Source organism: Metabacillus niabensis, from assembly GCF_902829255.1.
Lineage (GTDB): Bacteria > Bacillota > Bacilli > Bacillales > Bacillaceae > Metabacillus > Metabacillus niabensis.
This window is the reverse complement of the sequence record NZ_CADEPK010000320.1, coordinates 1-24347: the sequence shown is the minus strand read 5'-3', so window position 1 is coordinate 24347 and position 24347 is coordinate 1. Positions and strand designations below refer to the sequence as shown.

Genomic DNA, 24347 nt, shown 5'->3' with positions numbered 1-24347 from the left:
TTCGTAATCCCTTTATAAGTTTTTAAGTAAATATTATTTTTATTTTTCATAATACCTACCTCCTAAATAAAGTTTCATCAAGAGCATCTGAATTATCAGACGATTTAATTGTAGCATATTTATTTTAAAGATAGGCAGCGCTGTAGAAGTTTAATTTATGATTCTTCACTTTTATAATGATTTTGGAAATGAATGAACAGAGAATTTTAGCTAGCTATTATATGATCAGGTTGTACTTACAAAGCAGTTTTGTTAGGAGTCGTTGTATTTATAATCGATAAATGTTGGAACATTTTTTGATTTTATGAAATAATTGGTATATTATGTTAATGTTTTATTGAGAGAATTTAGTAAAAGTGGAAGAAAAGTTGAAGAATCAGGAATAAACCTTTTTTAACAAATGTTCCCTTTTGCTTAGTAAGGATAAAAAATAATTAGAGGCTAAAGAGGGAATGAAAATGGAAAAGGTGAAGAACGGTATATTTATTTTCCTGGGAATTTGCATTTTGCTCGCAGGAGGGTTTATTGGAGGTGGTCTTAGTGATGTGGCCGACAGCATTAATTTGCAATCTGAAGAAACGGATGATCCGTATAGGGTGATTGTGCAAGATGGAAACCTTTATATGTACGACACGATTACTGGCCAAGTTTGGAGAAAGGCGGATAAGCCAGATTCAAAATGGGAAGAAGTTGAAGGTTTATATGGTGATTGAATGATGAATATAACAAATGGGTGCGAAAATTCAATAAGGAAGAATCGCTTTTTTATTGAACGGAAAAAAATAAGTTAGGGGACACTAAAATGAGGTGTTTCCTAATGAGAAATTATAGAAATCAAATTATCCTATCATTCATCCTTTTATTTGTTATGTTACCAAACAATACAGAAGCGAAAAATGATGGTTATGAAATTGTTTCTAAGTTAAGCAGTGAAAGTATAACCTTGTATGCTAAGAAATTTGGGAGCTTATATCGAGATTTCAAGATTGATTTTAAAGGCGAAACTTACTTTAGACCTTTTTGGATGAATGATACTAACCCGGCCTACGCACCACAAATATATTACGAAGATATTAACAAAGATGAAAAAAACGAGTTAATTATAACTTTAACAAAAGGTTACGGTACAGGTGTTTTGGATGAAGAAGTCTATGTTTATAGTTATTCGAATGGATTAATAGATGTACTTATTGATAATCCAATGGCGATTATTAATAAGAACGTAAAAACTAAGTTATCGGACGAAAGAGCCGAAGTCATTATTGATGGAAAAAAATGTTCAGTTGATATAACCCCTTTAGAAATCAAACCTGAAAACCTATTTGATGATATAGGTTTTGGAAGTATTATTAATTATAATGTTGAAGATAATCATCTAGTTGTTAGTGTTTCTGGGCAAATATCTCCTGCAAGCTTTGTTGGACGTATTGTTATTGTTTATGAATTTCGTGACAAAATGTATCAAGCGAAATTAATTGAATTTATACCTTGTAAATAAGATTGTGAATAATGTAATTAAAGTAAGAATCCGCTATTGGTAATGACTAATTAAATTCCTTGCCCGTTGTTTGATATAATCAATGACTTCATTTGGCTCAATTACCTTAGCATCTGTGCCCAAACGGAAAAAATATTTCGATATGAACGGTATATCGCTTAAATCAACATCCATATCAATATAACCATTTTCATCCTCTGTAGAAACAATTTCCGGTTCAAGCCAGGACTCACTCCGACATTGTCGTATTCCTTCTCTTGTCAATTTGACATATAATCGGACAGGTTTCTTGACAGCATAACTAGTGAGCCAATTTTCCAAATCTGTTGCAACGTTAAAAACTCTTTTTGTATCTTCAAGAGATACGATTCGGTCCACCCTAAATAAGCGTATCATCTTATATTCCATATCATAGGCGGGCATGTACCAAAATCCATTAGTTGCATATATTCCGATAGGTTTGACTTCCTTCATCTTATTTTCTGACTTTGATTGATACTCAATCAATACTATGTGATTTTCTATAGATGCTTCAATAATTTCCGTCAAGTATGGAGAAGGGACACTTTTTTTCTGATTCCAAAAAAGTAGTACAGATTTCAATCGATCAATTTTACCTTTTGTATCATCTGGAAGGCTTGCGTAAAGTTTTCTCGATACTGAATCAATGTTGATTTTGAAAGGTAACGACTCGTAATAATTGAGTAATCGGAAGGCGAAGAATATGGCAAAAGCCTCATTTTCCTCGAATATAATAGGTGGAAGTGTTCTGTTTGTCAGAGTTCGATAGCCGCCATTTCGTCCATGCTCCGTATAAATTGGAATCCCCATATCACTAAGCTCCGCTAGATATCTGTGCGCTGTTCTGACAGAAATATTAAATTCATAAGCGACATCCTGTGCTGTAAAGCTCCGTTTAGTGTTTACATACATGATTAAATCAAATAGCTTTTTGGCTTTTGACATCAGCAACTTCCTCCAGTTCTAAAAATTAATAAAAAACATGACAATTATTGTCCTGTTTTTATTATTTAATTATTTTAAAGGGGAAGTCAATCTTATTAACTGGAGGTAGTATATGAATATTATATTAGGTGGAACAGGGCAGATAGGACTTATGTTGGCTACTAACCTTTTCAATAAAGGTCAGTCGGTAAGAGCTGTTGTTAGAAACGAATCTAAAGCCCATAAATTAAGAAAAATGGGTATTGAAGTTGTTGTGGCTGACTATCTCGATAAAGAAGCTTTAAAAAGGGCTTTTAATGGTGGAAAATCAGCTTTTTTGTTAACACCTGAAGATCCAAAGTCTGAAAATTACATGGATGATGTTCGACTGATGATTAGTCATTACCAGGAGGCAGTGCAGGCTGCCGGCATCAATAAAATAGTCGGTCTATCTTCTATGGGCGCACACCATGAGTCAGGTACGGGGACTCTTCTTGCATCCTATCTGCTGGAACAGGCATTTTGCGAACTTAATATTGAACAGGTTTTTGTTAGGCCTGCTTACTACTTTAGCAATTGGATCGGATATATGGAATTAATCATGATGCAGGGGATATTACCGACTTTTTTTCCTCCTGAAATGAAATTGCCAATGATCTCCCCGACTGATGTCGCAGCTTTTTTAACTGATGTAATGATCCGAGAAACACCCCAAGAACGAATATATGAAATCTGTGGCCCCCATGATTATAGTTCATTGGAAATAGCAAGGATATTTGGGAATGTACTAAATAAGGATGTTGCATTACAGCAAATTTTTGAACGTGAGTGGGAAAATACGTTGGTACAAGCGGGATTCACAACAGATGGCATAAGGAATCTTATTCTTATGACAAAGGCTGTAATTGATGGGAAAACCAAGGGTGACACAGCTAACCAAATTCGGCTTTTTACGGACTTTAAAACGTTTTTAGAGAAAATAATATAATTTCTACTAATATTACTTTACATTAAACAGATGATCTGAAATGTAAACGACCGATTTCTTAAAAAGAATAACCGTCTTCTTTATAAGTCGTACTTGCATATATTTTTGTTAAATTATTAGGGGTATCCAACTACTTTGTGGGTAGTGTCAGCAACGCTGGTACTACCTCTTACAGCAAATAGGGATATAAGCATATGACAACAAACAATAAAGAGAACTTAAAATGAATAGCCAAAATTTTGTCCAAATGAAAGTAATTTAATATTCTTGCTTCGCTAACGGATAGTAATGTTTAATAAGGAGTAAGAATCTGTCATAAAAGAGCACGGAAGAACAGGTATGACCAAAACGTTGCTGATAGACTGATATAGAAAGGAGAACGTTTCATATGGAGGGACTTCAAAGAATGCTAGATAGTATGGAGTATATAGAAAGTAATTTAGACAATGAGCTTTATATTGATGATATTGCTGCTATCGCCTGTATGTCTAAATTTCACTTTCAACGGATGTTCAATATGCTAACTGGATATACCGTGAGTGAATATATCCGAAATCGACGTATAACTGTTGCTGCACAGGAACTAGTAAATACCAAGTCTAAAGTGATTGATGTTGCAATGAAGTATGGATATGAAAGTCCTGAATCTTTTTCAAAAGCATTTCGGAAAATTCATGGTATCAGTCCATCAGACGCTAAGAAAGATAGTCAATCTTTGAAGGCTTATCCAAAACTCTCTTTTCAAATTCAGATAAAGGGTGATGTGGAAATGGATTATAAAATTGTGGAAAAAGAAGCTTTTACGGTTGTAGGGAAAAGTATTCGTACAACTACAATTGGCGGAGAGAACAATCGAAAGATCGCTGCCTTCTGGGAGGAATCCAATCAGAATGGATTCACAAATGAACTTGCTAAAAACTGTGGTTCCCTTGGATTAATTGGAATTTGTATGGAGTTTGACAAACAACAAGAACATCTAACCTACTTAATCTGTACAGAAAAAAATATTGACCAAATCCCAGTCGATTGGGAAGAAAGACAGGTTCCTTCTGCAACGTGGGCAGTTTTTCCGGTACATGGTGCAATGCCCGATGCAATGCCAAGGGTATGGGAGAGGATCTTTTCCGAATGGTTTCCCGCAACTGGATATGAGCATGCTGGTGAACCAGAAATGGAAGTGTACCTAAGTGATGCTGACCCTTCCTCAGAGGATTATTATAGTGAGATCTGGATACCTATTAAAAAGTAATAGACATTAAGCTAAATTATTATTTTATTAAGTTAGGAATGGAGTTTTATATACCACTAGGACTATTCAAAGAGACGTAACATTAGTAGGTACACAAATTTTTCAATTTCAATATTTATTCAGGGTGTAGACAAGGTCGATAGCCTTTTTTGTACTAATATAAAGGTTGAAATAAATGGATTAGTGTACCGTTGAACAGGTCTTTGATGTGCAGAACTTGCCATGATTGAGCTGTTTTTTTATGGAGTTTTTTAAATGTTAGATTGCGTTGGTTAGGAAAATAAAAATATAGTAAACTGGAAAATGTGGGTAATAAAGGGAAAGTTGAGGATTCCGTGTGATGGATTTTATTCAAAATCTTAGTGAAGAGGCAAAGGTAGCTGTTGGCTTGGTCATAGCAGAAAAAATGTTTCATTTAATTGATCGTAATGAATCAGGATATAAAATTGGTCGAGAAGCACTTGATAGCTGCTGGAAATGGCTTGAAGGTGAGAAGGTCACTGCGGATGATTTATGTACCTATATTGATAGCGAGGATTTTGAAGATATCGCTGAGTACGCAAACGGAGAAGAGGGCTTACAAAAACAATATGCATGGTATTCAGTATTAGATGCTGTATCCTATACAATCTATCAAGCGTATAAAAGGGAAGAAAGAAAGGTTGTTCCGCAAATAATCGAAATGATTGATGATGAAACGATAAACATCTTAGTGGAAAATGCAATGGAATCTCGCTGTCTAAAGATGGATAGTGTTCGTAATGTGATAATGACCTTAATGGAAAACGATTCAGTAGGCGTTGATGGGGAGCATTATAATGGAATGATGAAGGAACGTTTGATGAGGACTCTTTAAATGTTCAAATAGGTGAGCGTCTATATACGGAGGATAAGCTGAATGAGGCATTGGGAATATAAAGAATTGATTGAAGCCATACAGGAAACATATGAAGAATTACTAGAAGAGGACAGAGGGTATCGATATGCACTAGCAAAACTTGCAGATGAGTTTGATAACTTAGGCAAAATAGAAGATGTTATTGTTGATCTGGTGATTGGGGAAATTGCAATGAAGCAGGAAAAGGTTTTTGCTGGACGTGTTGAAGGAATAACAAAAAGATTGAATATGTTTAACCTTAAGGATGCGGAAGGTTACTTAACAGTAGAAGAAATGGATGACTTAGTCAAAAGAGTGAATAGAGTAATAGAAGGGCTTGGAAAGGTTGAAGTAGATTACGATTCTTCAGTGGAATAGTGGTATTCCCCTGCATTTACCATTATGAATTTATTCTAACAATTGAAAATAGTGTCGTTTCAGTGGTCATCATGCCCACTTTACGATCGGGAGTGAAGGAAATGGACAGGATTGAACGATTACTAACAAAAATAAAGAGCTTTTCTAATTGTCGGATCCTTGAGCCAAAAGGATTGCCGAGGATTGATAAAACAAAGCATATTTTACCTAAAGACTTATACAAGTTTTATAGTCTTTGTGGAGGCTTAACTTTATTTGCGAATGAGGAGTATCCAATTCATATTGTGTCACCTGATCAATTAAGCTTAGCGAATCCAATCATTGTTGGTGAATTATGTGAAGAGGATATTTCAGCGAATTGGTATATTGTTTGTATTGATAGTAATGGTGAGTATTTAACAATTGATCTTAGTAAAGAAAGGCTAGGAAGATGCTATGATAGTTCCTTTGACCGCCATGGGCTTGTTGGAGAGTCGCAAATAATTGCTACATCGTTCACCGATTTACTTGAACGATTAATCCAAAATAAAGGGCAATATAGCTATTGGTTAAAACGTGATTTTGATTCTTTAGGTGATGCGTATGATGATGTTGAATAACTATAATACAAACTCTTGTTTTATGCTTTGTGTCATATAAGCTATTAAATTTTAAGCTTTTTAAAATGACAAAAATATTATGAAGCATATTTGCTGGGGAATGAGGTTTAAAAAGGAGATAGATGAATCGGGGAGGGAGAGAATGAAAGATAACCTTGATACCAATCTTACAATGGAAATGGCGTTGGGCATTGCTCTAGCATATAAGAAAAAATATAAACTATCAGGTGACATTCATTCGGAACGGAATATTACCTATTATAAAGAGTTTGACGATGTCAATGGCCCTGTATGGCTCGTTTTAGTAGATATCGAGCCAAATGATTTTTTTGCAGAGAATGAATATACGATTGTTATTTCAGACAAAGAAGCAGACGTCAAATATATCATTGACCCAAATGGCCATGTTTTTACCCCTCATTTAGTATGAAGTTTGATGAACTTTGGACTTGTTACATAAAGAATGAAATGGTATTTATGAAAAAATGCAAATTTAAAATGGACAAAACCAAACATAAGGGAGATTTTCATATGAATAAGAACGTAAAGCTCGGGATACCTTTTGATGACATCGATGCAGTAACGAAAGACATCGAAAAGGTGCTACATATCCAATTTACAGAACATGAAAGCAGCTATTGGGGAATTTATAATTTAGCGAAACTATCGGAAACAGAGAATATAAGAATACTCTATAATTTTGTTGATGATGACTGGCAGGAAGAGGACCATAAGGATCTCCCGATTTTAATTGAATTAAATCGGTTAAATGAGCCTGAGAAAATTGTGAAGGTCCTTACTGAAAATCTTCCGTACATCGTGACCCTGTATTTAGAGGAAGTTGAATCAAGAAAGTTTATTCGAAGATATAAATATGAAGATGGGCTGTTTAAATTAGATTATGAATATATTTTTAAAAAGTGAAGTTGAGTAAATCCTTTTAGGGAATATGAGGAATGAGTATTCATGACATTAAAAGAATCAATGGGTGAGACTTGGAACAAAGAATTTATTCATGGGATTTGTATAAACAAAACAAGAATTCTCAAATGTATAAGCGTTTTGTTAACGGAAAAAGAAGTTATCTTTGATGCTGTATCAATGATAGCAACTTTCGAAACATATAGTAAAGACGATCCTGAAAGATGTAAAAAAGACGAAGTAGTTCTTTGTAAGGAGTTTCCAGGCTATTCCGAGCAATTATCCTACATTACATATAAAAAACTGTTCATGTTAATTGAGACGTGCTTAAAAGAAGCCATTACACGTTTTGAGGAAGTAGATAGGGTAGAAATTTTAAATGAATTGGAGAAGGCAAAAAGGAAATGGCTGTGATTTCATTGATTCAATCTATCAGCATAAATCTAAACGTAAATTCCCCATTCAAACACAAAGTATTCACTTTCAGACTGCCCAAAGATATAGTCATAAACATGTCCCTGCTTCATTTGAATCGCTTCAAGATGATTTAATCGTAATAAAAGCTCATGAACAACCGACTCGGGTGCATTCACATCACGTAAATCACGTTGAAGCCTTGATAGAAACGTATTATCATCTACAACCTTCATAGACATGCTTTTATTCAAAAAGTATTCTTTTATCCATACTTCCTGTAAAGAGTGCAACCATTGTTTATCGTTAGGCTCTGGCTCTTCATGAATATCCCATTCCTCTCCGTCAAACAGCTCTTTTTTAAATAGTGCGGAGAACGCCTCCTGAAGATGAGCAAATTGAGTTTTTTTAGCGAAAATTAGGTCTACTTCGATATCTGCTTTTTTAAAGTGATAATCATCAAAAGTTAGATTAGACAACCGAACATTTGCAACGAGACTTGAGAATAAATGTAGGTCAGCGAATAATTTTTGCAGTTCCTGTTTCATAGTAACACCTCTATTATTAATTCATAAAAATTGAAGAAAAGGATAAATCGTTCGAATGATTGAACAGGTACAATGCAATTGTAATAGGGTTTCGTGAACATATCCACCAAAAGACGTAAAACATAGGAGCGGTTTTAATGGAAGATTGGGAGTATGATGAACTATTCAATTTAATTAATGAGTACTATCAAGACTTTTTAGCTTTAAATAGAGGACATAAATATGCAATTGCAAGAACAGCCTATGAATTTCAAAACCTCGGATATACGGAGGATTTTATCTTGATACGGCTATAGGCGAAATCTCGCTAACACAAGATAAGGTATTCATTGGATACATTGAAGGAATTACAAAGAGACTAAGCGAGTTTAAACGAGAAAAGGTTGTTAAGGAACTGACTAATGAAGAAATAGAAGACTTATCGAAACGGATAAATAGAGTAATAGAAGGATTAAAAACAGTAGAGGTTGATTATAATCCTTTAGCGGAATAGGTGTAAGGGAGAACTTATATCTCTTAGGAAGGGAACAGAAAGGAACTAAAACCAATGCTCTCTAACAGTTTAATAGAAAAACTAAAGCATGAAGGCTTTCAATACCCAGCATCATTTTTAAAGGCAATTGATTTAAATCTAGTTAATTTTGATTTATGGTATATTATGGATGAGGGCAAAGTTGTTAGTAGAATTGAGGGGCTGAAGCGAAGATATCCAGCAAGGAGGCTCATTCCATTTGCGAGAAGGGATGATAATGATGACATTGCTTGCTTTGAGATTGGAAAAGGGGAAAAGGTCGAAATCATCCACGATTTTGCTTCAGCGGGATATGAGCAGAGAAATGAATATGATGATTTCTGGAAATGGTTAGAGGTAGCAGTTAAAGAGATGATCGAGTATAACAAGGAGAATTGACTTAAGACTGCAGGTTAACCAGCTTTAATGTGCTCATAGCTTACTACACCTTTTAGGAGGGCGAAAGTGGCAGCATATGTTTTATTATTAAAGGAATACGAAACAGATGAGACGGTTGTTTACAAATTCGGACCTAATGAGAAGAGTATGGGGGAAATTTCCTTAAATAAAGGTACAAGGATGATATCCGAGGTAGAAGCGATTCCTGATGACAATATACGTTCTAGCTTTTATTTTGACCGTGCTGCGCAAAGACTGACAGTATGTTTGTTAAAAGAGGGTGGAGTCTTCCCTGATAGAACAACGTTTGAGTCTTAGTAGATTGCTAACTAAAAGGAGTTGAGAGGTTAATGATGCTACCAGCTATTTTATCATTTGAAGAGGTTTTAGCGAATGGGATTGAATTTGAGGATGATGTTTGCTTTTCTGGGCCGTATGGACAGGAAGTGTATGATAAGCCAATGGAAGAGGGAGGTCAGCCGATAACGGGGATATTATATGAACTGTACGAAAATGGGAATCCGATCTATTACAGCTATTATAAAGATGGGATTTCTGAAGGGGAATATGTTACCTTTTATGAAAATGGTCAAATCGAAAGCTATCAAGTGATGCATCAAGGTTGTGTACATGGTACTTCAACAAGTTGGTTTGAAAATGGGAAAATGAAATCAATTGCAGAAGCTAAATATGGCTTTAAAATGACCTATAAAGAATGGGATATGAATGGTCATTTACTATCAGAAAAACTAGGTCCAAATGATTTTGAAAAGACAATGATTGAAAAATATGATTCCTGGGCTGCAGAAAGTAGAAAACAAAAATAGAGAACTGTTAGGAGGTTGACGATTATCGAAAAGCATGGTGCGGTTTCAATCTGGTTTGGCAATGTGAAGGATGAACATGAATTGGATAACTATGTTGATTTAACATATGATGAGGATGGTGACTCCATTGCATCCGCGTTTTATGAGGATTTTCACATTGACCTAGTTGAAATTGATGAAGACTTCATTGAAAAGGCCGTATTAGAAGAGCCGAGTGATAATCCTTCTGTTTTGCTTGAAGGCTGTTCATATGAAGAAACGATTATTCCAAAGGTGATACAGCATATAAAGTTACATAAGTCGTATAATGCAGTGATGATGATTTATCATTTTGCTTATAAAGGTGACGTTCGTGCTTCAGGAGCGTTTGATTATATTATATCTACTAGCTATGAATAATGGTACTGTTCGCTTAGGAATACATAATAAAGAGTATTATCTTTTTCGAGAATTTTTGAGAAAAAAGATGTTTACGGAGATTCAAGTCTTGTAAACATCTATTTAATAAGCTCAATCCTTAGGTTGGATGATTTTTACATGGTTTGCCCGTTATCAACTGTTATGATCTGTCCTGTAAGTGACTTTTGCAGAAGTGTATAACAAATCGTTTCTGCAATGTCCTCGGGTGTGGAAATCCTTTTTAACTGAATATTACCAGCTAGAGCCTTCATTTTTTCTTCATTTCCCTCCCACCATCTCGTATCAACAGCACCTGGGGCAATACTATTAATTCTAATATCTGGTGCTAGTGAATATGCAAGAGATTTTGTTAATCCATGAACAGCTGATTTTGTCACTGCATATGGGATAGAAGAGCCTAACCCCGTTATACCTGCAATACTTCCAACATTGACAATTGCTGAATCAGTCCCTTTTTTTAAATAAGGAACTGCTGCCTTGATACAGTAAAATGTTCCTTTAACATTTACATCCCAAAGCTTGTTCCAGATTTCCTCTGTGGCCCCATCAAAATCATCCATAGCTAATTGGTGTGTAATACCTGCATTGTTTACGAGATAATCTAGCCTTCCAAACCTTTGAATACAAGAGGAGATCATTTCTTTTACTTGATGCTCATGACGAATATCTGCCTGATACAGCAGCCCAGAATTTGTTAATTGCTTGTATGTATCCTGTGCTTCTAGATATGACTTTGAATAGTTAACAACGACTTTGGCTCCTAGGGAGGATAACCTTTTACATGTAGCACTTCCAATTCCTGTTGCTCCACCGGTTACCAATACGACTTTATTTTCAAACAAGCGTTTACACCTCTTTTATATCTTTTCATTGGTTATTTTTTGTTAAGTATGACGTTTAGTGATGCAGCTGCTTTAGGCCATCCAACATAGAAGGCCAAATGTGTGATCAAAGCAATTATTTCGGTCTCGTTTATTCCATTTTTTTCAGCCAATTGTAGATGAAAGGGGAGTTGTTCAGTATTGCCGATACTAATGAGCGCAGATAGTGTACATAAACTTCTTTCCTTTGATGGTAAAGTAGGCTCTCTCCATACTTTTTCGAATAAAATGTTTTCACTGTAATGAACAAAATCAGGGGCAAGGTCTCTCATTTTTTTAGGAATATTTGCTTCGATACGCTCATTCACTTTTCTTTTTCCTCCTTTGTATTCACCATTTGTGCGATTCCCTGACCGAATGACCAGTTTTCAACAGATGATTCGTTTAATGTTATAAAAATATCAGCCGTAGAAATGTTTAACTGATTAAAAATAGCCTTTGAGATAGATTGATACAAATTCTTTTTCTGATTAATTGTTCTTCCTGGCGCACATGTGATGGAAATATGGATCATTTTATTTGAACGCTTATATCCGCCTTCTAAAAGATAGCTTGGATCGTAAAAAAATTGCTCAGATGGATATGGTAAACAGATGTGAAAATAATCATCCTCCGGAATTTTAAACTGTTCAATTAATGAATGATGAATAGTATGGCTGATAATCTTTATCTCTTCTTTATTTAATAGCCCTTCTGGATAATACACGTTAACAAACGGCATATGTTCACTCCCTTTCGTATAACGCTATTTTACTTCCGTTATCTTTATTTGTATAATTGAAAATAAATCATATTATTATCAATAAAACCGATTAAGATGAGGCGACGAAATGGAAATAAAAGAGCTACTAACATTTAAGACAATTGTCGAAGAGGGAACCTTTTCGCATGCAGCAAAAAAATTAAACTATGCACAGTCAACTGTCACCACACATATAAAAAAACTAGAAAAGGAACTTGGATTTCTCTTATTTGAACGAGGGTGGGATGCTAGATTAACTGAAGAAGGAGCTTTGTTTTTGGAGGAAGTGGATAGCTTGTTAATGCATTGGGATTATTCAATCGCTCAAGCACAGCGCATTAGCAAGGAGGAGAAAGGAACAGTAAAAATAGGATTAACAGAGTCTGTTGCAAAAAAACTAATCCCATTTATCTTAAACTATTTAAATAATGTAAAGCCGCACATCCATTGTGATTTTGTCATAGGAAATACAGCTCTTTTATCAGAAATGCTCGAACAAAATAAGCTCGACTTTGCTGTTTGTGGAAATAGCAAAAATAGCTCTTTGCACTTTATACCACTTGGCAAGGAACAAATTGAATTTATTGTCAATGATCCCGAGCATCCAATCTTGAAAAAAGAGTCAGTTGAAATATTTGAAATCATTGAGTACCCTATCTTAATTGGAGAGAATAGTTGTTATTATTCTCAATCTGTGAATGCTTTCTTAGCAGAAAATCATTTATCCTTTAAAACAGTCTACAATTGTAGTGCTTTACATCTTATTCCACAAATGGTATTTGGACATGCAATTGGGATAATACCTAAAGGAACTAGTTTAGAAGAGAGTAATATCTCATTTAAGGTTAACGGCTTTGATCCTAAGATGCCTATTGGATTATTATATTCCTCTAAAAAAAGAAATTACTTGAGCCAGACAAAACAGCAAATTATGAAAGTAATTGAATCGTCGATGAAGTAAAATAGGTTTTGAGTAAAACGTGGACCTTTATTTTAATTCCACTTAAAACATGTAATAACATAGTAGACAGTGAAAAGTTATAAAAGGAGAAAACAAATGATCGAAACGGATATGAGCAAATTAACAAAGGAATTTTCCGACATTCAAGCTGAATTGTTACCAAAGGTCAAATTGGAAAATACCTTTAAAAAGGACGAAATCAAGCTGATTGCAGGGGTCGATTTAGCTTACTGGGAAGAGCATGGGAAGACGTTCGGAACATGTTGCATCATTGTCATTGATTATCATTCAAAAGAGGTTATTGAAAATGTATACAGCTATGGTGAGATAACAGTTCCGTATATTGCCGGGTTTCTTGCCTTCCGTGAGCTGCCATTAATTATGAAAGCAGTTGAAAAGCTAACAGTAGAGCCTGATTTATATATGTTTGATGGCAACGGGTATTTGCATTATCGGCATATGGGAATCGCAACCCATGCATCATTTTTCTTACATAAACCGACGATTGGTGTAGCGAAGAGCTATCTGCGGATAAAAGAGGTCGATTTTCAGATGCCGGAAAATCAAGCTGGGGCTTATACAAATATTGTGATAGATTCAGAGATATATGGGCGGGCGTTAAGAACAACAAAGAATGTGAAGCCGATTTTTGTTTCGTGCGGCAACTGGATCGATCTTGATACAAGCACGGAAATGGTTATGAGCTGTGTAAACAAAGAAAGTCGTTTGCCTATACCCGTTAGGTTAGCGGATTTAGAAACACATCGAGTAAGGAAACAGCTTGCACATAAGTAGTAATGCATCAATTTATGAGTTGATAAACCATTCAAAGGGTAGGACGTGATACCTTCATCTATGGTGTTAAGTCCTCGCCTGTTTCATGTCTGTCGAGGCTTTATGTAAAGTACGCGATTGATCTTTTATCATTCCTCATTTAGACATATTTCAATAAAATCAAAAAGATTGTTCGCCTCGATTGAACGATTGCCCCAATCATGATAGTAATACAGGATTTGACCTATTTTCCCCTTTTCAGACGGATCTGTATCAATACATAAATAATCACCAGCACCATTTTCTGCAATTGGAATCCATTTTGAATGCCAAAGCACTTGCTTTAGTTCCTCGCCAATCTCTCGTTCAAGGTCATCATCCGGGTCGAATTCCTCCTGAAGAAATGTCCAATTATCAATAATTTCTGCAATTGGTGTAATAATAAATTTCTTATCGCAGGTTCAACATCTGAATTCCAAATTTGTCCGTTATAGACACTGTAAAAGCTTTTAAACTCCTCTGGGAGCGTGACTCCTAATGTTTCTTCTAATCGTCGAAACTCCTGTTCACTAGCCCCAGGCTGAAGGTTAAGTAATTCTGCAAAGTTATCAATTCTATTAGCTCCTGCATCAATTATATTTTGCCAAATTAATTCAGCTGTATGGATCATTCATTCTCCTCCATTTATTAAACACCCATCATTGGATTTTACTAGATTAACATATTTCTTGCGAAGTCTTTCATTAATTTAAACGGAATGTCGAGAGAATAGATTTAGTTCCACCAAGGTTTAAGATGATTGGACACTTAAAATTGACTTATTTACAACATCCTGTCTGTGGGATATAATACCAAAAAATGGTCGCCATGTCGTCATATCTGCAACAGTTCAAAAGGACGGAGGATAGATATGCTAGAAGAAAAGGAATATGAACGAAATAATAAAGCAATCGTTGGGATGGTGCTAGGGATAGTAGGGCTTTTTTTCCCTGTCATCGGCTTGGCTTTAGGAATCATCGGAATTGTTTTTTCGGCATTAGCTTTAAAAGAGATAAGAGAATTTAAGCAAATCGGAAAGGGCATTGCCATATCTGGATTGACAACGAGTATTGTAGCTGTCGTTATCCATGGGTCACTTGTGCTTATGATGATTTTAATATATGGAATTGTGACAAGCATCGTCAGCTTTTTTGAATCAATCTTTTAGCTTGTATATAATGCTCTAAATTTAATAGCGTTGCTTAAGAATATTGAGGAGAAATTGAATGAGAGAAAAAAAGATTCGCGGTATGAAACGAAAAACGAGAAATATGATAAAACATATTGAAGAACACACAATGAAGTTTCCAAGTGAATTCAAGCATCATTACTGGCATATGCATTTACCTATTGCCCAAGATTTTATAGATTCCAAAAAAACGCCTAATAAAGTGAAACGGCATTGTATGCAAACTCTGTTGGAAAGAGCGTATCATCTCATGCAAATGAAGCCAAATGATCGTAAAAACTATCGGGTTGTAGTAGCGATTTCCTTACCTGAATTGTGGAGTTCACAACTTATTATCTTTAAAGGTGAGTCCTATTTTAAAAATTTTTTTAATCGAAATAACGATTACCAAAAATGGCTGCAGCTATCAGACGGAAGGGACATTCAAAAAGAGTGGGGGTTACTCGTTCCGAATGATATGCAAATATCAGGATACAAAGAATTGATGATAGAAGAAGATGGGTATTGTTATGAAGGGGAAATCTGGTTTATCGGTGAACTAAAATAATTAACTGGAGTCCTTTCAAAAACGAGAAATAGATCGGGGTTTTCGAACTTTGTCGAACAATGATAGGGTTTGAATACGTCAGATAATGCTAAAATAGAATTGCAACTGTATCGTGGTAGGGTGGTTGGTTGTCATTCTTCTTTCCTTAAATCATTGGAAGGGAGGTGATAACTATAGAAATATTTCTTGAATTTCTAAGAGAAGCTTTGAAGGGGATTTTGCGTGAAGTATGTGCATACATCTTTCGGAAAAAGGTATTAGAAAACAAGGAAACCACCCTACGCCGTCGCAAGCAAAAGGGTGGTTTTCTGAAAAAGTAATATCATGACAACCACCACTTTAGGCGGTTTGGTTGCAGGGAGAAGTGTTGGTCGCACTTCTCTCTTTATTATATTTCCATTATACATGAAATTATTCTCTGAGTGAAGATTGCTTATCGCCCTAAAATTTCCTCACAATCACTTGACCAGTATGTGCATCAACATAAGCGCCATTTCCTCGTTCAGTTTTGAACTCCTCAATATAAATTAATTCATAGTAGGCTGGCTCGTTATCCTTATATTCCAGCTGCCATTCTAGCTTAGGCCGCGTATAGTTTATGTAAGTTGAGATTGCCTCTGCTTCAGTAATAGTAGGCGTTGTGTTTATGTCGTTTAGTTCATTCACCTTTATATCTGGGCCCATATAATGGTCAATCGTTCCTGTTGTCCGGTTTACACTGATTCTTGCTGCTCCAAACCTGACTGGGAAATCATTGATGCATAACCTAAATTCAAAATGATAGTGCGGATTGCTTTCATCATCGTCATTATGATTTTTCACGACATAGTGAAAATATTTGTCAGCATTAGGATAGAGCTGAAATAACAATTGATAGGCTAGTTTTTTACATTCATCAAAGCTTAGGTTTAAAGTGCCATTGCGTTCTAAAAACGAGAAGGAGCCTAGAAGTAACCCAGTTTCAAGGTGATGTCTCATTTTTAATGTACCGTCATTTCTTCTTGCGAAAAAGGCTTCGAGTGATAAATCATCTTGATCAGTCTTAATGTCGGCATCGTTTAATCTCCATACAGTGCCGATCTCAGTGCCAAGATCCTGTTCGCGAATCTTTGAAAAGCTATTTTCGTCAAACCCTAATAATGTATCGACATCAGCTGAAATATCAGGACGAACGAGCCTTTCTGTTTTTTCTACATGCTCATCATCCTCTTCATCAAAGTCATCGTGGATGATTTCAGATCCATCAGCTGCATAACGATATGTCACTAATTCTGGCTCATAAACAAGCTTGTAGCTGTCATCTCCGTCAACATATAATTCCTTACTAAATTCAATGATTTCTAAATTCATCGTAACCTGCTTCATCATTTTCTCCTTCATCAATGCTTCTGAAGCAATTGACTTCGGTTCAATGATTTTCCTAGCTTGTCCATCATAGCGGAAATCTGTAATTCTTCCCGCTGGGGTAATCGTGAGATAAAAGCCTGTATGAGGAAGTGGCAGCTCTAATGCTTTTTGGACATATGTAAGTCGGTAGGAGCCGTTTTTTAATTTTTTCCATTCTTCAAACGTAAAAACAACATCTGCATCTGGATAATGCTTTGTTACAAATGATAAGGCTAATTCTTCTAGCTTTTCTTCTGGCAATTTAATCGTTTCATTTGTTTTTCCCTGCTCATCAATATAAAAATGAATTAACTGACCATCCTTCGTTAATTCCACAATAATATTCCACTCATCATTTTCCTTATGTCGCCAACAAAAGAACACCTCTTCTGTTTCGTTACGAAACTCCTCAATTTCTAGCATGTATTCAGCTGTTACATTTCCTATGCTTGAAGCTAGCTTTCTTAAATGGTCGAGTTGCATGAAAATCCTCCTTTAAAACGAATCTACATGTAAAATACGATTAAAAAAGGAAAAAGTTTCAAGTGGAAGAGAGAGGTTCTTGTGCATTTTTTTGAAGAAGTAAAAGAACCTTCAGAGGCCACTGAATAGGCTCAGCTTAAAGAAGGATTGATTCTTTTTTAAAACTTTAGTTGCCTTGACCCCACTTAGCTTCCTCGCCATTCCCGCGGTGTACAACCCTTTTGTCTTTTGAATAGCCGGATAAAATAGCTTTGATTTTGAAATCCGACATCCATTGCAATATCGAGCATTTTTCGATCAGAGGTTTCAAGCAGTGCACATGCTTTTTCGATGCGAATCGTATTGATGTATTCCATCGGCGTCATTCGCACGAAGCTTTTAAAAAAGCGACTAAAATGGCCTTCACTCATTTGGATTTGCGAGGCAAGGTCTAATACTGTGAGCTTTTGTTGGTAGTTTTGGTCAATGTATTGGAGCACTTTTTTTAACAGTGCTGTTTTCGTTAAGTCCTTTTGAGTGACTTCCTGATCATGATTCCATGCCTGTTTTTTTAAGATTTCTGAGAAAAGGAGAAATAAATATCCTTTAATTTTTAGCTCAAATCCCGTTTCGCTCATTGAGTACGCTTTGATTATGCTAGCGAGTAGCTGCAGTATTTCGTGATCCTCATTAACTGTTAAAAGGATTGGGTGGAAGATGTTTCTTATAGTAGTTAAATAGTTTTTTTCAATAAGGTCATAGCCAAAGCTCCGTAATAAATCAATGTGGAAAACGACGGCATGGAGCTTAAAAGGCGTATCACCTGACGGATATGCACCATGCAATTGCTCGCTCGGAATAAAGCAACCGTTCCCTGCAGTGACGATAAATTGCTTTGTGCCAATTTGGAGGTAAATTGTTCCCTCCTCAACGTAGATAAACTCTAGCTCAGGATGCCAATGCATATTAAAAATAACCTGTCCATCCAAATAATCAACCATATAAGAACGAAACGGAAACATCGAATTTCCGTGGACTCTGTCTTCAAGTAGCAAATGCTTATTCATCGTTGCCATCTCCTCGTTTATCAGAATCGTACAATTTTATGTTGAAATTGTGCAAGAAGTACTCTGTTTTTATCAATATACTATTAATTACAGAAAATGAAAACGAATACATTTTGAGGTGACGAAAATGAAATTTACTGATGGCTTTTGGTTAACAAGGGAAGGCTTTGATATTCAGCATCCACGCACTGTTCGTGATGTGGCAATTAGTGAGGAGAAGGTGACGCTTTATGCACCTTGTAAAGAAATTCAACATCGAGGCGATACATTGAATCTACCTTCTCTCACGATTGAATTATCTTCGCCAATGGAAAATGTTTTGAAGGTAAAGGCATGGCATCATAAGGGTGGTGTGAAAAAATTACCGAGCTTTGATGTGAAGGCTGAAGCTGTTTCACTTCAGGCTGAGCGGACAGAAAATGTAACGAGCTTTCGCAGTGGGGACGTAAAAGTAGAAATTGCGCATAACCCGTTTACGATCACATTTTACCAAGGGGATCTCAAATTAACGGATGTTGATCCGAAAGGCATAGCTTGGATTAAAGGTCCGCAAAAGGAAAGCTATATGCGCGGACAGCTCAATCTAGGTGTTGGCGAAAATGTGTATGGACTTGGTGAGCGATTTACTCCTTTTGTGAAAAATGGCCAAATTGTTGACGTCTGGAATGAGGATGGTGGAACGAGCTCGGAGCAGTCGTATAAAAATATTCCGTTTTATATAAGCAACCGCGGCTATGGCGTCCTTGTGAATCACCCGGAAAAGGTTAGCTTTGAGGTAGGCTCAGAGGCGGTGTCGAAAACACAATTTAGTGTTGAAGGTGAACAGCTTGAGTATTACATAATCGGTGGTTCGACATTGAAGGATGTGTTAACAAACTATACGGAGTTAACGGGGAAACCGGCATTGCCGCCAGCATGGTCTTATGGATTGTGGCTAACAACCTCTTTTACAACAGAATACAACGAGGAAACCGTCAATCACTTTGTCGATGGGATGGCAGAGCGCGATATTCCGTTAAGTGTTTTTCATTTTGACTGCTTTTGGATGAAGGAGTTTGAATGGTGTAATTTTGAATGGGATAAGGATGCCTTTCCAGAGCCTGAAGCAATGCTAAGACGCTTGAAGGAGAAGGGCTTAAAGATTTGCGTTTGGATTAACCCATATATTGCGGAAAAATCAAAGCTGTTTGATGAGGCAGCGGAACATGGCTATTTGCTAAAGAAAGCAAATGGTGATGTGTGGCAATGGGATTTATGGCAGGCAGGAATGGGTGTTGTCGATTTTACGAATCCTAAAGCGTGTGAATGGTACTGCTCAAAATTGAAAGCACTGCTAGATATGGGTGTTGATAGTTTCAAAACAGACTTTGGTGAAAGAATTCCAACAAATGTCGTCTATTATGACGGCTCTGATCCAAATCGTATGCATAACTATTATGCTTATCAATATAATAAAGTAGTTTTTGATTTATTAGAGAAAGAGAAAGGAAAGCAAGAGGCGGTCGTATTTGCTAGATCAGCAGCAGTTGGTAGTCAAAAGTTCCCGGTTCATTGGGGTGGCGACTGTAATGCAACCTATGAGTCGATGGCAGAAAGCTTGCGCGGGGGACTGTCCCTCTCACTATCAGGCTTTGGCTATTGGAGTCATGATATCGGAGGGTTTGAAAATACGGCAAGCCCTGACGTATTTAAGCGTTGGACAGCGTTTGGCCTCTTATCAAGCCATAGTCGTCTACATGGCAGCTCCTCTTATCGCGTACCATGGTTATTTGACGAGGAAGCAGTTGAGGTAACGAAGCATTTTTCCAAGCTGAAAAATCAATTAATGCCTTATCTTTTCAGCACTTCTGTTGAAAATCATAAGACTGGTGTTCCAGTGATGAGACCGATGATCCTCGAATTTGCCGATGATCCGAATACACATGTCCTTGATCGCCAATATATGCTAGGTAGTAGTTTACTAGTTGCGCCAATTATGAATGAGGACGGTGTTGGCTCATGCTATTTACCGCATGGGAAATGGACACATTATCTGACAAAAGAAGTAGTAGAGGGAGGTTCATGGCAAAAGGAAACCTATGATTATATGAGTTTACCGCTTTTCGTAAGGGAAAATTCAATTTTAGCAATTGGTAGTGTAGACAGCCGTCCAGATTATGACTTTTCGAACGATGTTACATTTGAATGCTACCAATTCGTTGATAACAAGGAGGCAAGTGCCTTCGTAACGGATATCAATGGTGTTGTGAAAGGTGAGATCAAAGCGGTCAAGGAAGGAAATAAGATTTCGGTTGAAACAAAGATGCCAGACCTATCCTATACGATTGTTCTAAATGGCGTTCAAACCATTACATCGACTTCGGCTGGAAATGTTGAACAGAGTTCAGATGGGGTAAGAATTCAGCTTAATAATTCACAAGCGTTTGAAATTATTTTGTAGCTTTACGTAGGAAGGTGCTCGATTATTTTAATCACCTTAATAAAAAACAGCAGGGGGTATGGAGCTATGAAAAAACGGTTTTTAAAGGGGTTAGGAACTGTCATTCTAGGAGCAGGATTATTGGCTGGTTGTTCTTCAAATGGTAGTGGTGGCGAGAATGATGGGAAGCTAGTCATTGATGTATTTAATATAAAAGTGGAAACAAAGGATCAGCTAGAAGCGATGATCGAGAAGTATGAAAGTGAAAATGAGAACGTCGACATCAACTTAACAACAGTCGGTGGGGGACAGGATGCTGCGTCCGCGCTGCAAGCAAAGTTTTCCTCTAATGAGGAACCTGCTATTTTCTTGTTAGGTGGTTTATCGGATGTTGAAAAATACCAAAAATATTTATTAGATGTCTCTGATATGGAATCAGCGAAAACAGCTATTGAAGGTACGCTACAAGGTGCTACGGTCGATGACATACCATACGGAATTCCTTTAAATATTGAAGGGTTCGGGTGGATGATTAATAAAGAAGTATTTCAATCTGCTGGTGTTGATCCTGCATCTATTGCAAGCTACGATGATTTTGTGAAAGCAGTTGAAACAATTGATAGTAAAAAGGAAGAGTTAGGTCTTGAAGCTGTATTTGGCTTTAGCGGTAAGGAGGATTGGGTTGTAAGTCAATTTTCAAACCATTTTACTGCACCGGAATTTGATAATGATCTGAATAAAGCATATGAAGCTAGTGAGCTTACCTTTAAGTACGGAGATCGATTAAAGGAGTATACGGACTTAATAAATAAGTATAATGTTCAGCCGATTTTATCCCTTGATTATAGTACATCTGTTGAGGAGCTCTTCACAAATAATAAAGTTGCGATTATTCATCAAGGAAACTGGATCGTGCCAACTCTTGATAGCATTGACCCAGCGTTCTCTAAAGATAAGTTAGGCATCCTTCCGTTATTCGTTGACAGTGATGAACAAGGTTATATTAGTGCTGGCCCTTCATGGTTCTGGGGAATTAATAAGGAAAAGGATGACAAAGTAGTCGAGGCTTCAAAGGATTTCATCGATTGGATGTATACATCTGATTACGGGAAACAACAAATTGTTGATGAATTTAAATATATTCCTGCTCATGAAGGCTATGAGGCAGATAGTATCCAGGATCCAGTTTCGAAAGAAGTATATCAAGCCTTATTAGATGGGAAATCAAGAGTATGGGCACATAACCAATATCCAAACGGCTTCTCTCAAACAGCGATGTTCCCTGAATATCAAAAATACTTAAACGGCGACATCACCTGGGAAGAATTCATCAAAACAAGCAGCTCAAAGTTTACAGAAATGCGTTAATGGGGGACAGTCCCCGCAAACAAAGTATAACGGGAAAACTCTTAATAGATTGATGAATTTTGCTTTGCAATGGGGGGACAGTCCCCCTATTGTGAAACAAGCGTTATGAACCAAGTAAAAAAGCAAAACATCTAATGAAGTTTATAGATTTTGTTAATTATAGGGGGACTGTCCCCAAGCAGCTTTGAAGGGTGTGGGTTGGATGAAAATGAAGAGTCTTACTTATTGGATCTTCTTAGCACCGTGTTTACTCGCGTTAACTGTCGTTTTAGTCATCCCTTTTATTCAAGGAGTCTATTATTCTTTAACGGAGTATAACGGATTTCAAGTAAATGAATTTGTAGGTTTTGAGAATTATCTTAGTTTGTTAAAGGATGATCAGTTTCTCTACAGCCTCATGTTTACCGGTGGATTTTCGATTGCGTCTGTCATTGGCATTAATATTATTGGCTTGCTGTTGGCGTTATTTGTCACACAAAAAATGGGGAAATTTAATACAGTTTTCCGCACCATCTTTTTTATGCCTAACCTAATTGGTGGAATTATTCTAGGTTTTATTTGGCAGTTTATCTTTTTGAAGGCATTTGAGGGAATCGCTGATTTAACAGGGCTAAACTTTTTTAAAGGCTGGCTATCAACTACCGAAACAGGCTTTTGGGGCTTAGTCATTTTGTTTATTTGGCAGATGAGCGGCTATATTATGATTATCTATATTTCATTTCTAAATAATATCCCAGATGAATTAAATGAAGCTTCTACAATCGATGGGGCAAATATATGGCAGAGATTTTGGAAGATTAAATTTCCCCTTCTTGCACCGGCCTTTACAGTTAGCTTGTTTTTATCATTATCGAATGCATTTAAAGTGTATGACCAAAACATGGCTTTAACAGCAGGAGGGCCGTTTAGCTCTACGCAAATGGCGACAATGAATATTTACGATACGGCCTTTAAGGTTCAAGATATGGGGTATGCCCAAGCAAAGGCAATTATCTTCCTGCTTATTATTACTGCAATCTCGGTCATCCAATTATATTTGACGAGAAAAAGGGAGATTGACCTATGATGGCACAGCATAAAGTAAAAACAATTGGTCTTGTCGTTCTCGGGATTATCTTGTCCATATTCTGGTTTTATCCATTTTATTTAGTTATTGTGAACTCATTCAAAACAAAAGCTGAGATTTTTGTGAACACTCTTGGCTTCCCTTCTGAAGGAACAGTTGAAAACTATCCAGAAGCATTTGAGGCGTTGGATTTTGTTCATAGTTTTTTGAACTCCGTATTTATTACGGTTTGCAGCATTTTTCTTATTTGTATCTTTACCTCAATGGCTGCTTACGCACTTTCGCGTAGACAAGGAAAAACAAGCTCGATTATTTATTTTATCTTTGCGATTTGTATGCTCATTCCATTTCAGTCCATTATGATTCCATTGGTTTCGATATTCGGCTCGGTTGATATGTTAAATCGTGGTGGACTGATGATTATGTACCTAGGATTGGGCTCAAGCTTAGCTGTCTTTTTATATTTCGGCGCCCTCAGAGGAATCCCGATGGCGTTAGATGAGGCGGCTATCATAGATGGATGCAATCGATTCCAAGTGTACTGGTATATTATTATGCCGATGCTAAAATCAACAACAGTTACTGTGATTGTGTTGAATGCGATTTGGTTTTGGAACGATTATTTATTACCATCCTTGGTGATAAACAAAGAAGGAATGTACACGATTCCGTTAAAAATGTTCTACTTCTTCGGGGAATATTCAAAACAATGGCATTTAGCACTAGCTGCATTAGTAATCGCCATCATCCCAATTATTGTCGTATACATGTTTCTCCAAAAATACATTATTAAAGGGATATCAGAAGGAGCAGTTAAATAGAGAGGTGGGGACAGTCCCCCAGCACGTTAAAGCTTTAACGTTGCGGGGGAC

At 36.5% G+C, this 24347-nt stretch carries 29 protein-coding genes and 2 pseudogenes; 23 read left to right on the top strand and 8 right to left on the bottom strand.

The annotated features are described in order from the left end of the window. The first annotated feature begins 545 nt into the window (after positions 1 to 545). On the top strand, positions 546 to 713 hold the full coding sequence (locus tag HU235_RS18465) for a hypothetical protein (protein WP_174881160.1): 168 nt from the start codon (positions 546 to 548) through the stop codon (positions 711 to 713). A gap of 104 nt (positions 714 to 817) precedes the next feature. Beyond that, positions 818 to 1498 carry a hypothetical protein gene (locus HU235_RS18460; protein ID WP_095299648.1) on the top strand — a complete coding sequence of 227 codons (681 nt, stop codon included), beginning with the start codon at positions 818 to 820 and terminating at the stop codon, positions 1496 to 1498. A gap of 33 nt (positions 1499 to 1531) precedes the next feature. Here the strand turns inward: HU235_RS18460 and HU235_RS18455 are convergent, their stop codons facing one another. Then, on the bottom strand, positions 1532 to 2464 hold the full coding sequence (locus tag HU235_RS18455; RefSeq protein ID WP_174881159.1) for a helix-turn-helix transcriptional regulator: 933 nt from the start codon (positions 2462 to 2464) through the stop codon (positions 1532 to 1534). A 112-nt stretch (positions 2465 to 2576) separates the two neighbouring features. On the opposite strand from HU235_RS18455, the gene HU235_RS18450 reads away from it, so the two are divergent. From HU235_RS18450 to HU235_RS18415, 8 genes are all read left to right on the top strand, one after another. After that, positions 2577 to 3431, top strand: a complete 855-nt coding sequence (locus HU235_RS18450) for an NmrA family NAD(P)-binding protein (protein WP_174881158.1) — start codon at positions 2577 to 2579, stop codon at positions 3429 to 3431. A gap of 388 nt (positions 3432 to 3819) precedes the next feature. After that, positions 3820 to 4680, top strand: coding sequence for an AraC family transcriptional regulator (locus HU235_RS18445; RefSeq protein ID WP_174881157.1), 861 nt, complete (start codon positions 3820 to 3822; stop codon positions 4678 to 4680). A 340-nt stretch (positions 4681 to 5020) separates the two neighbouring features. Continuing rightward, positions 5021 to 5536 carry an Imm6 family immunity protein gene (locus HU235_RS18440; protein WP_174881156.1) on the top strand — a complete coding sequence of 172 codons (516 nt, stop codon included), beginning with the start codon at positions 5021 to 5023 and terminating at the stop codon, positions 5534 to 5536. A 42-nt stretch (positions 5537 to 5578) separates the two neighbouring features. Further along, complete coding sequence (locus HU235_RS18435) at positions 5579 to 5935, top strand: Imm3 family immunity protein (protein ID WP_174881155.1); 357 nt, start codon at positions 5579 to 5581, stop codon at positions 5933 to 5935. A 101-nt stretch (positions 5936 to 6036) separates the two neighbouring features. After that, positions 6037 to 6534: an SMI1/KNR4 family protein gene (locus HU235_RS18430; protein ID WP_095299654.1), complete on the top strand. Its 498-nt coding sequence runs from the start codon at positions 6037 to 6039 to the stop codon at positions 6532 to 6534. A 142-nt stretch (positions 6535 to 6676) separates the two neighbouring features. Further along, complete coding sequence (locus tag HU235_RS18425) at positions 6677 to 6964, top strand: hypothetical protein (protein ID WP_233452283.1); 288 nt, start codon at positions 6677 to 6679, stop codon at positions 6962 to 6964. A 101-nt stretch (positions 6965 to 7065) separates the two neighbouring features. Beyond that, positions 7066 to 7458: a hypothetical protein gene (locus tag HU235_RS18420; protein WP_174881141.1), complete on the top strand. Its 393-nt coding sequence runs from the start codon at positions 7066 to 7068 to the stop codon at positions 7456 to 7458. Between the two features lie 42 nt (positions 7459 to 7500). Next, entirely contained in the window at positions 7501 to 7869 is a 369-nt protein-coding gene (locus HU235_RS18415) for a hypothetical protein (protein ID WP_174881154.1), read from the top strand. A 29-nt stretch (positions 7870 to 7898) separates the two neighbouring features. Here HU235_RS18415 and HU235_RS18410 read toward each other — a convergent pair whose 3' ends face one another. Further along, positions 7899 to 8417, bottom strand: a complete 519-nt coding sequence (locus HU235_RS18410) for a hypothetical protein (RefSeq protein WP_174881153.1) — start codon at positions 8415 to 8417, stop codon at positions 7899 to 7901. Positions 8418 to 8554: 137 nt separating this feature from the next. Here HU235_RS18410 and HU235_RS18405 point away from each other — a divergent pair. The 5 genes and pseudogenes from HU235_RS18405 (at position 8555) to HU235_RS18385 (ending at position 10553) form a co-directional block, all read left to right on the top strand. Beyond that, positions 8555 to 8910 (top strand): annotated as a pseudogene (locus HU235_RS18405) (Imm3 family immunity protein). A 54-nt stretch (positions 8911 to 8964) separates the two neighbouring features. Beyond that, positions 8965 to 9327, top strand: a complete 363-nt coding sequence (locus HU235_RS18400; RefSeq protein ID WP_174881152.1) for a hypothetical protein — start codon at positions 8965 to 8967, stop codon at positions 9325 to 9327. Positions 9328 to 9393: 66 nt separating this feature from the next. Then, the gene (locus tag HU235_RS18395) at positions 9394 to 9645 is read left to right on the top strand and encodes a hypothetical protein (RefSeq protein ID WP_174881151.1); all 252 of its coding nucleotides are present in this window, start codon (positions 9394 to 9396) and stop codon (positions 9643 to 9645) included. A 32-nt stretch (positions 9646 to 9677) separates the two neighbouring features. Continuing rightward, entirely contained in the window at positions 9678 to 10154 is a 477-nt protein-coding gene (locus HU235_RS18390) for a toxin-antitoxin system YwqK family antitoxin (protein WP_174881150.1), read from the top strand. A gap of 24 nt (positions 10155 to 10178) precedes the next feature. Beyond that, on the top strand, positions 10179 to 10553 hold the full coding sequence (locus HU235_RS18385; protein WP_095299672.1) for an immunity 22 family protein: 375 nt from the start codon (positions 10179 to 10181) through the stop codon (positions 10551 to 10553). Between the two features lie 134 nt (positions 10554 to 10687). Here HU235_RS18385 and HU235_RS18380 read toward each other — a convergent pair whose 3' ends face one another. From HU235_RS18380 to HU235_RS18370, 3 genes are read right to left on the bottom strand one after another with little or no spacing between them, the layout of a single operon-like run. Continuing rightward, on the bottom strand, positions 10688 to 11416 hold the full coding sequence (locus HU235_RS18380) for an SDR family NAD(P)-dependent oxidoreductase (RefSeq protein ID WP_174881149.1): 729 nt from the start codon (positions 11414 to 11416) through the stop codon (positions 10688 to 10690). A 32-nt stretch (positions 11417 to 11448) separates the two neighbouring features. After that, the gene (locus tag HU235_RS18375) at positions 11449 to 11763 is read right to left on the bottom strand and encodes a carboxymuconolactone decarboxylase family protein (RefSeq protein ID WP_233452279.1); all 315 of its coding nucleotides are present in this window, start codon (positions 11761 to 11763) and stop codon (positions 11449 to 11451) included. Next, positions 11760 to 12176 (bottom strand): tautomerase family protein, encoded by a 417-nt coding sequence (locus HU235_RS18370; protein WP_095299662.1) that lies wholly within the window; start codon positions 12174 to 12176, stop codon positions 11760 to 11762. The genes HU235_RS18375 and HU235_RS18370 overlap by 4 nt, the downstream gene beginning before the upstream one ends. Positions 12177 to 12285: 109 nt before the next feature. Here HU235_RS18370 and HU235_RS18365 point away from each other — a divergent pair, with 109 nt between their 5' ends. Both HU235_RS18365 and HU235_RS18360 read left to right on the top strand, forming a co-directional pair. Further along, positions 12286 to 13158, top strand: coding sequence for a LysR family transcriptional regulator (locus HU235_RS18365; RefSeq protein ID WP_174881148.1), 873 nt, complete (start codon positions 12286 to 12288; stop codon positions 13156 to 13158). A gap of 96 nt (positions 13159 to 13254) precedes the next feature. After that, positions 13255 to 13953, top strand: a complete 699-nt coding sequence (locus tag HU235_RS18360) for an endonuclease V (protein ID WP_174881147.1) — start codon at positions 13255 to 13257, stop codon at positions 13951 to 13953. A gap of 128 nt (positions 13954 to 14081) precedes the next feature. Here the strand turns inward: HU235_RS18360 and HU235_RS18355 are convergent. Beyond that, positions 14082 to 14602: pseudogene (locus HU235_RS18355) on the bottom strand (SMI1/KNR4 family protein). 240 nt (positions 14603 to 14842) lie between these two features. On the opposite strand from HU235_RS18355, the gene HU235_RS18350 reads away from it, so the two are divergent. After that, positions 14843 to 15139, top strand: a complete 297-nt coding sequence (locus HU235_RS18350; RefSeq protein ID WP_095299666.1) for a DUF4190 domain-containing protein — start codon at positions 14843 to 14845, stop codon at positions 15137 to 15139. Between the two features lie 58 nt (positions 15140 to 15197). After that, positions 15198 to 15707: a DUF3916 domain-containing protein gene (locus HU235_RS18345; protein WP_174881146.1), complete on the top strand. Its 510-nt coding sequence runs from the start codon at positions 15198 to 15200 to the stop codon at positions 15705 to 15707. A gap of 441 nt (positions 15708 to 16148) precedes the next feature. On the opposite strand, the gene HU235_RS18340 is transcribed toward HU235_RS18345, so the two are convergent. After that, positions 16149 to 17576, bottom strand: coding sequence for a YcdB/YcdC domain-containing protein (locus HU235_RS18340; protein ID WP_174881145.1), 1428 nt, complete (start codon positions 17574 to 17576; stop codon positions 16149 to 16151). 185 nt (positions 17577 to 17761) lie between these two features. Then, complete coding sequence (locus tag HU235_RS18335) at positions 17762 to 18622, bottom strand: helix-turn-helix transcriptional regulator (protein WP_095299669.1); 861 nt, start codon at positions 18620 to 18622, stop codon at positions 17762 to 17764. Between the two features lie 127 nt (positions 18623 to 18749). Here HU235_RS18335 and yicI point away from each other — a divergent pair, with 127 nt between their 5' ends. The 4 genes from yicI to HU235_RS18315 all read left to right on the top strand — a co-directional run bounded on the left by yicI (position 18750) and on the right by HU235_RS18315 (position 24296). Then, positions 18750 to 21062: an alpha-xylosidase gene (gene yicI, locus HU235_RS18330; protein WP_174881144.1), complete on the top strand. Its 2313-nt coding sequence runs from the start codon at positions 18750 to 18752 to the stop codon at positions 21060 to 21062. 66 nt (positions 21063 to 21128) lie between these two features. Then, on the top strand, positions 21129 to 22409 hold the full coding sequence (locus HU235_RS18325) for an ABC transporter substrate-binding protein (protein WP_095299671.1): 1281 nt from the start codon (positions 21129 to 21131) through the stop codon (positions 22407 to 22409). Positions 22410 to 22611: 202 nt separating this feature from the next. Then, positions 22612 to 23475 (top strand): carbohydrate ABC transporter permease, encoded by an 864-nt coding sequence (locus HU235_RS18320; protein ID WP_174881143.1) that lies wholly within the window; start codon positions 22612 to 22614, stop codon positions 23473 to 23475. Further along, on the top strand, positions 23475 to 24296 hold the full coding sequence (locus HU235_RS18315; RefSeq protein ID WP_174881142.1) for a carbohydrate ABC transporter permease: 822 nt from the start codon (positions 23475 to 23477) through the stop codon (positions 24294 to 24296). The genes HU235_RS18320 and HU235_RS18315 overlap by 1 nt, the downstream gene beginning before the upstream one ends. Positions 24297 to 24347: the final 51 nt, after the last annotated feature.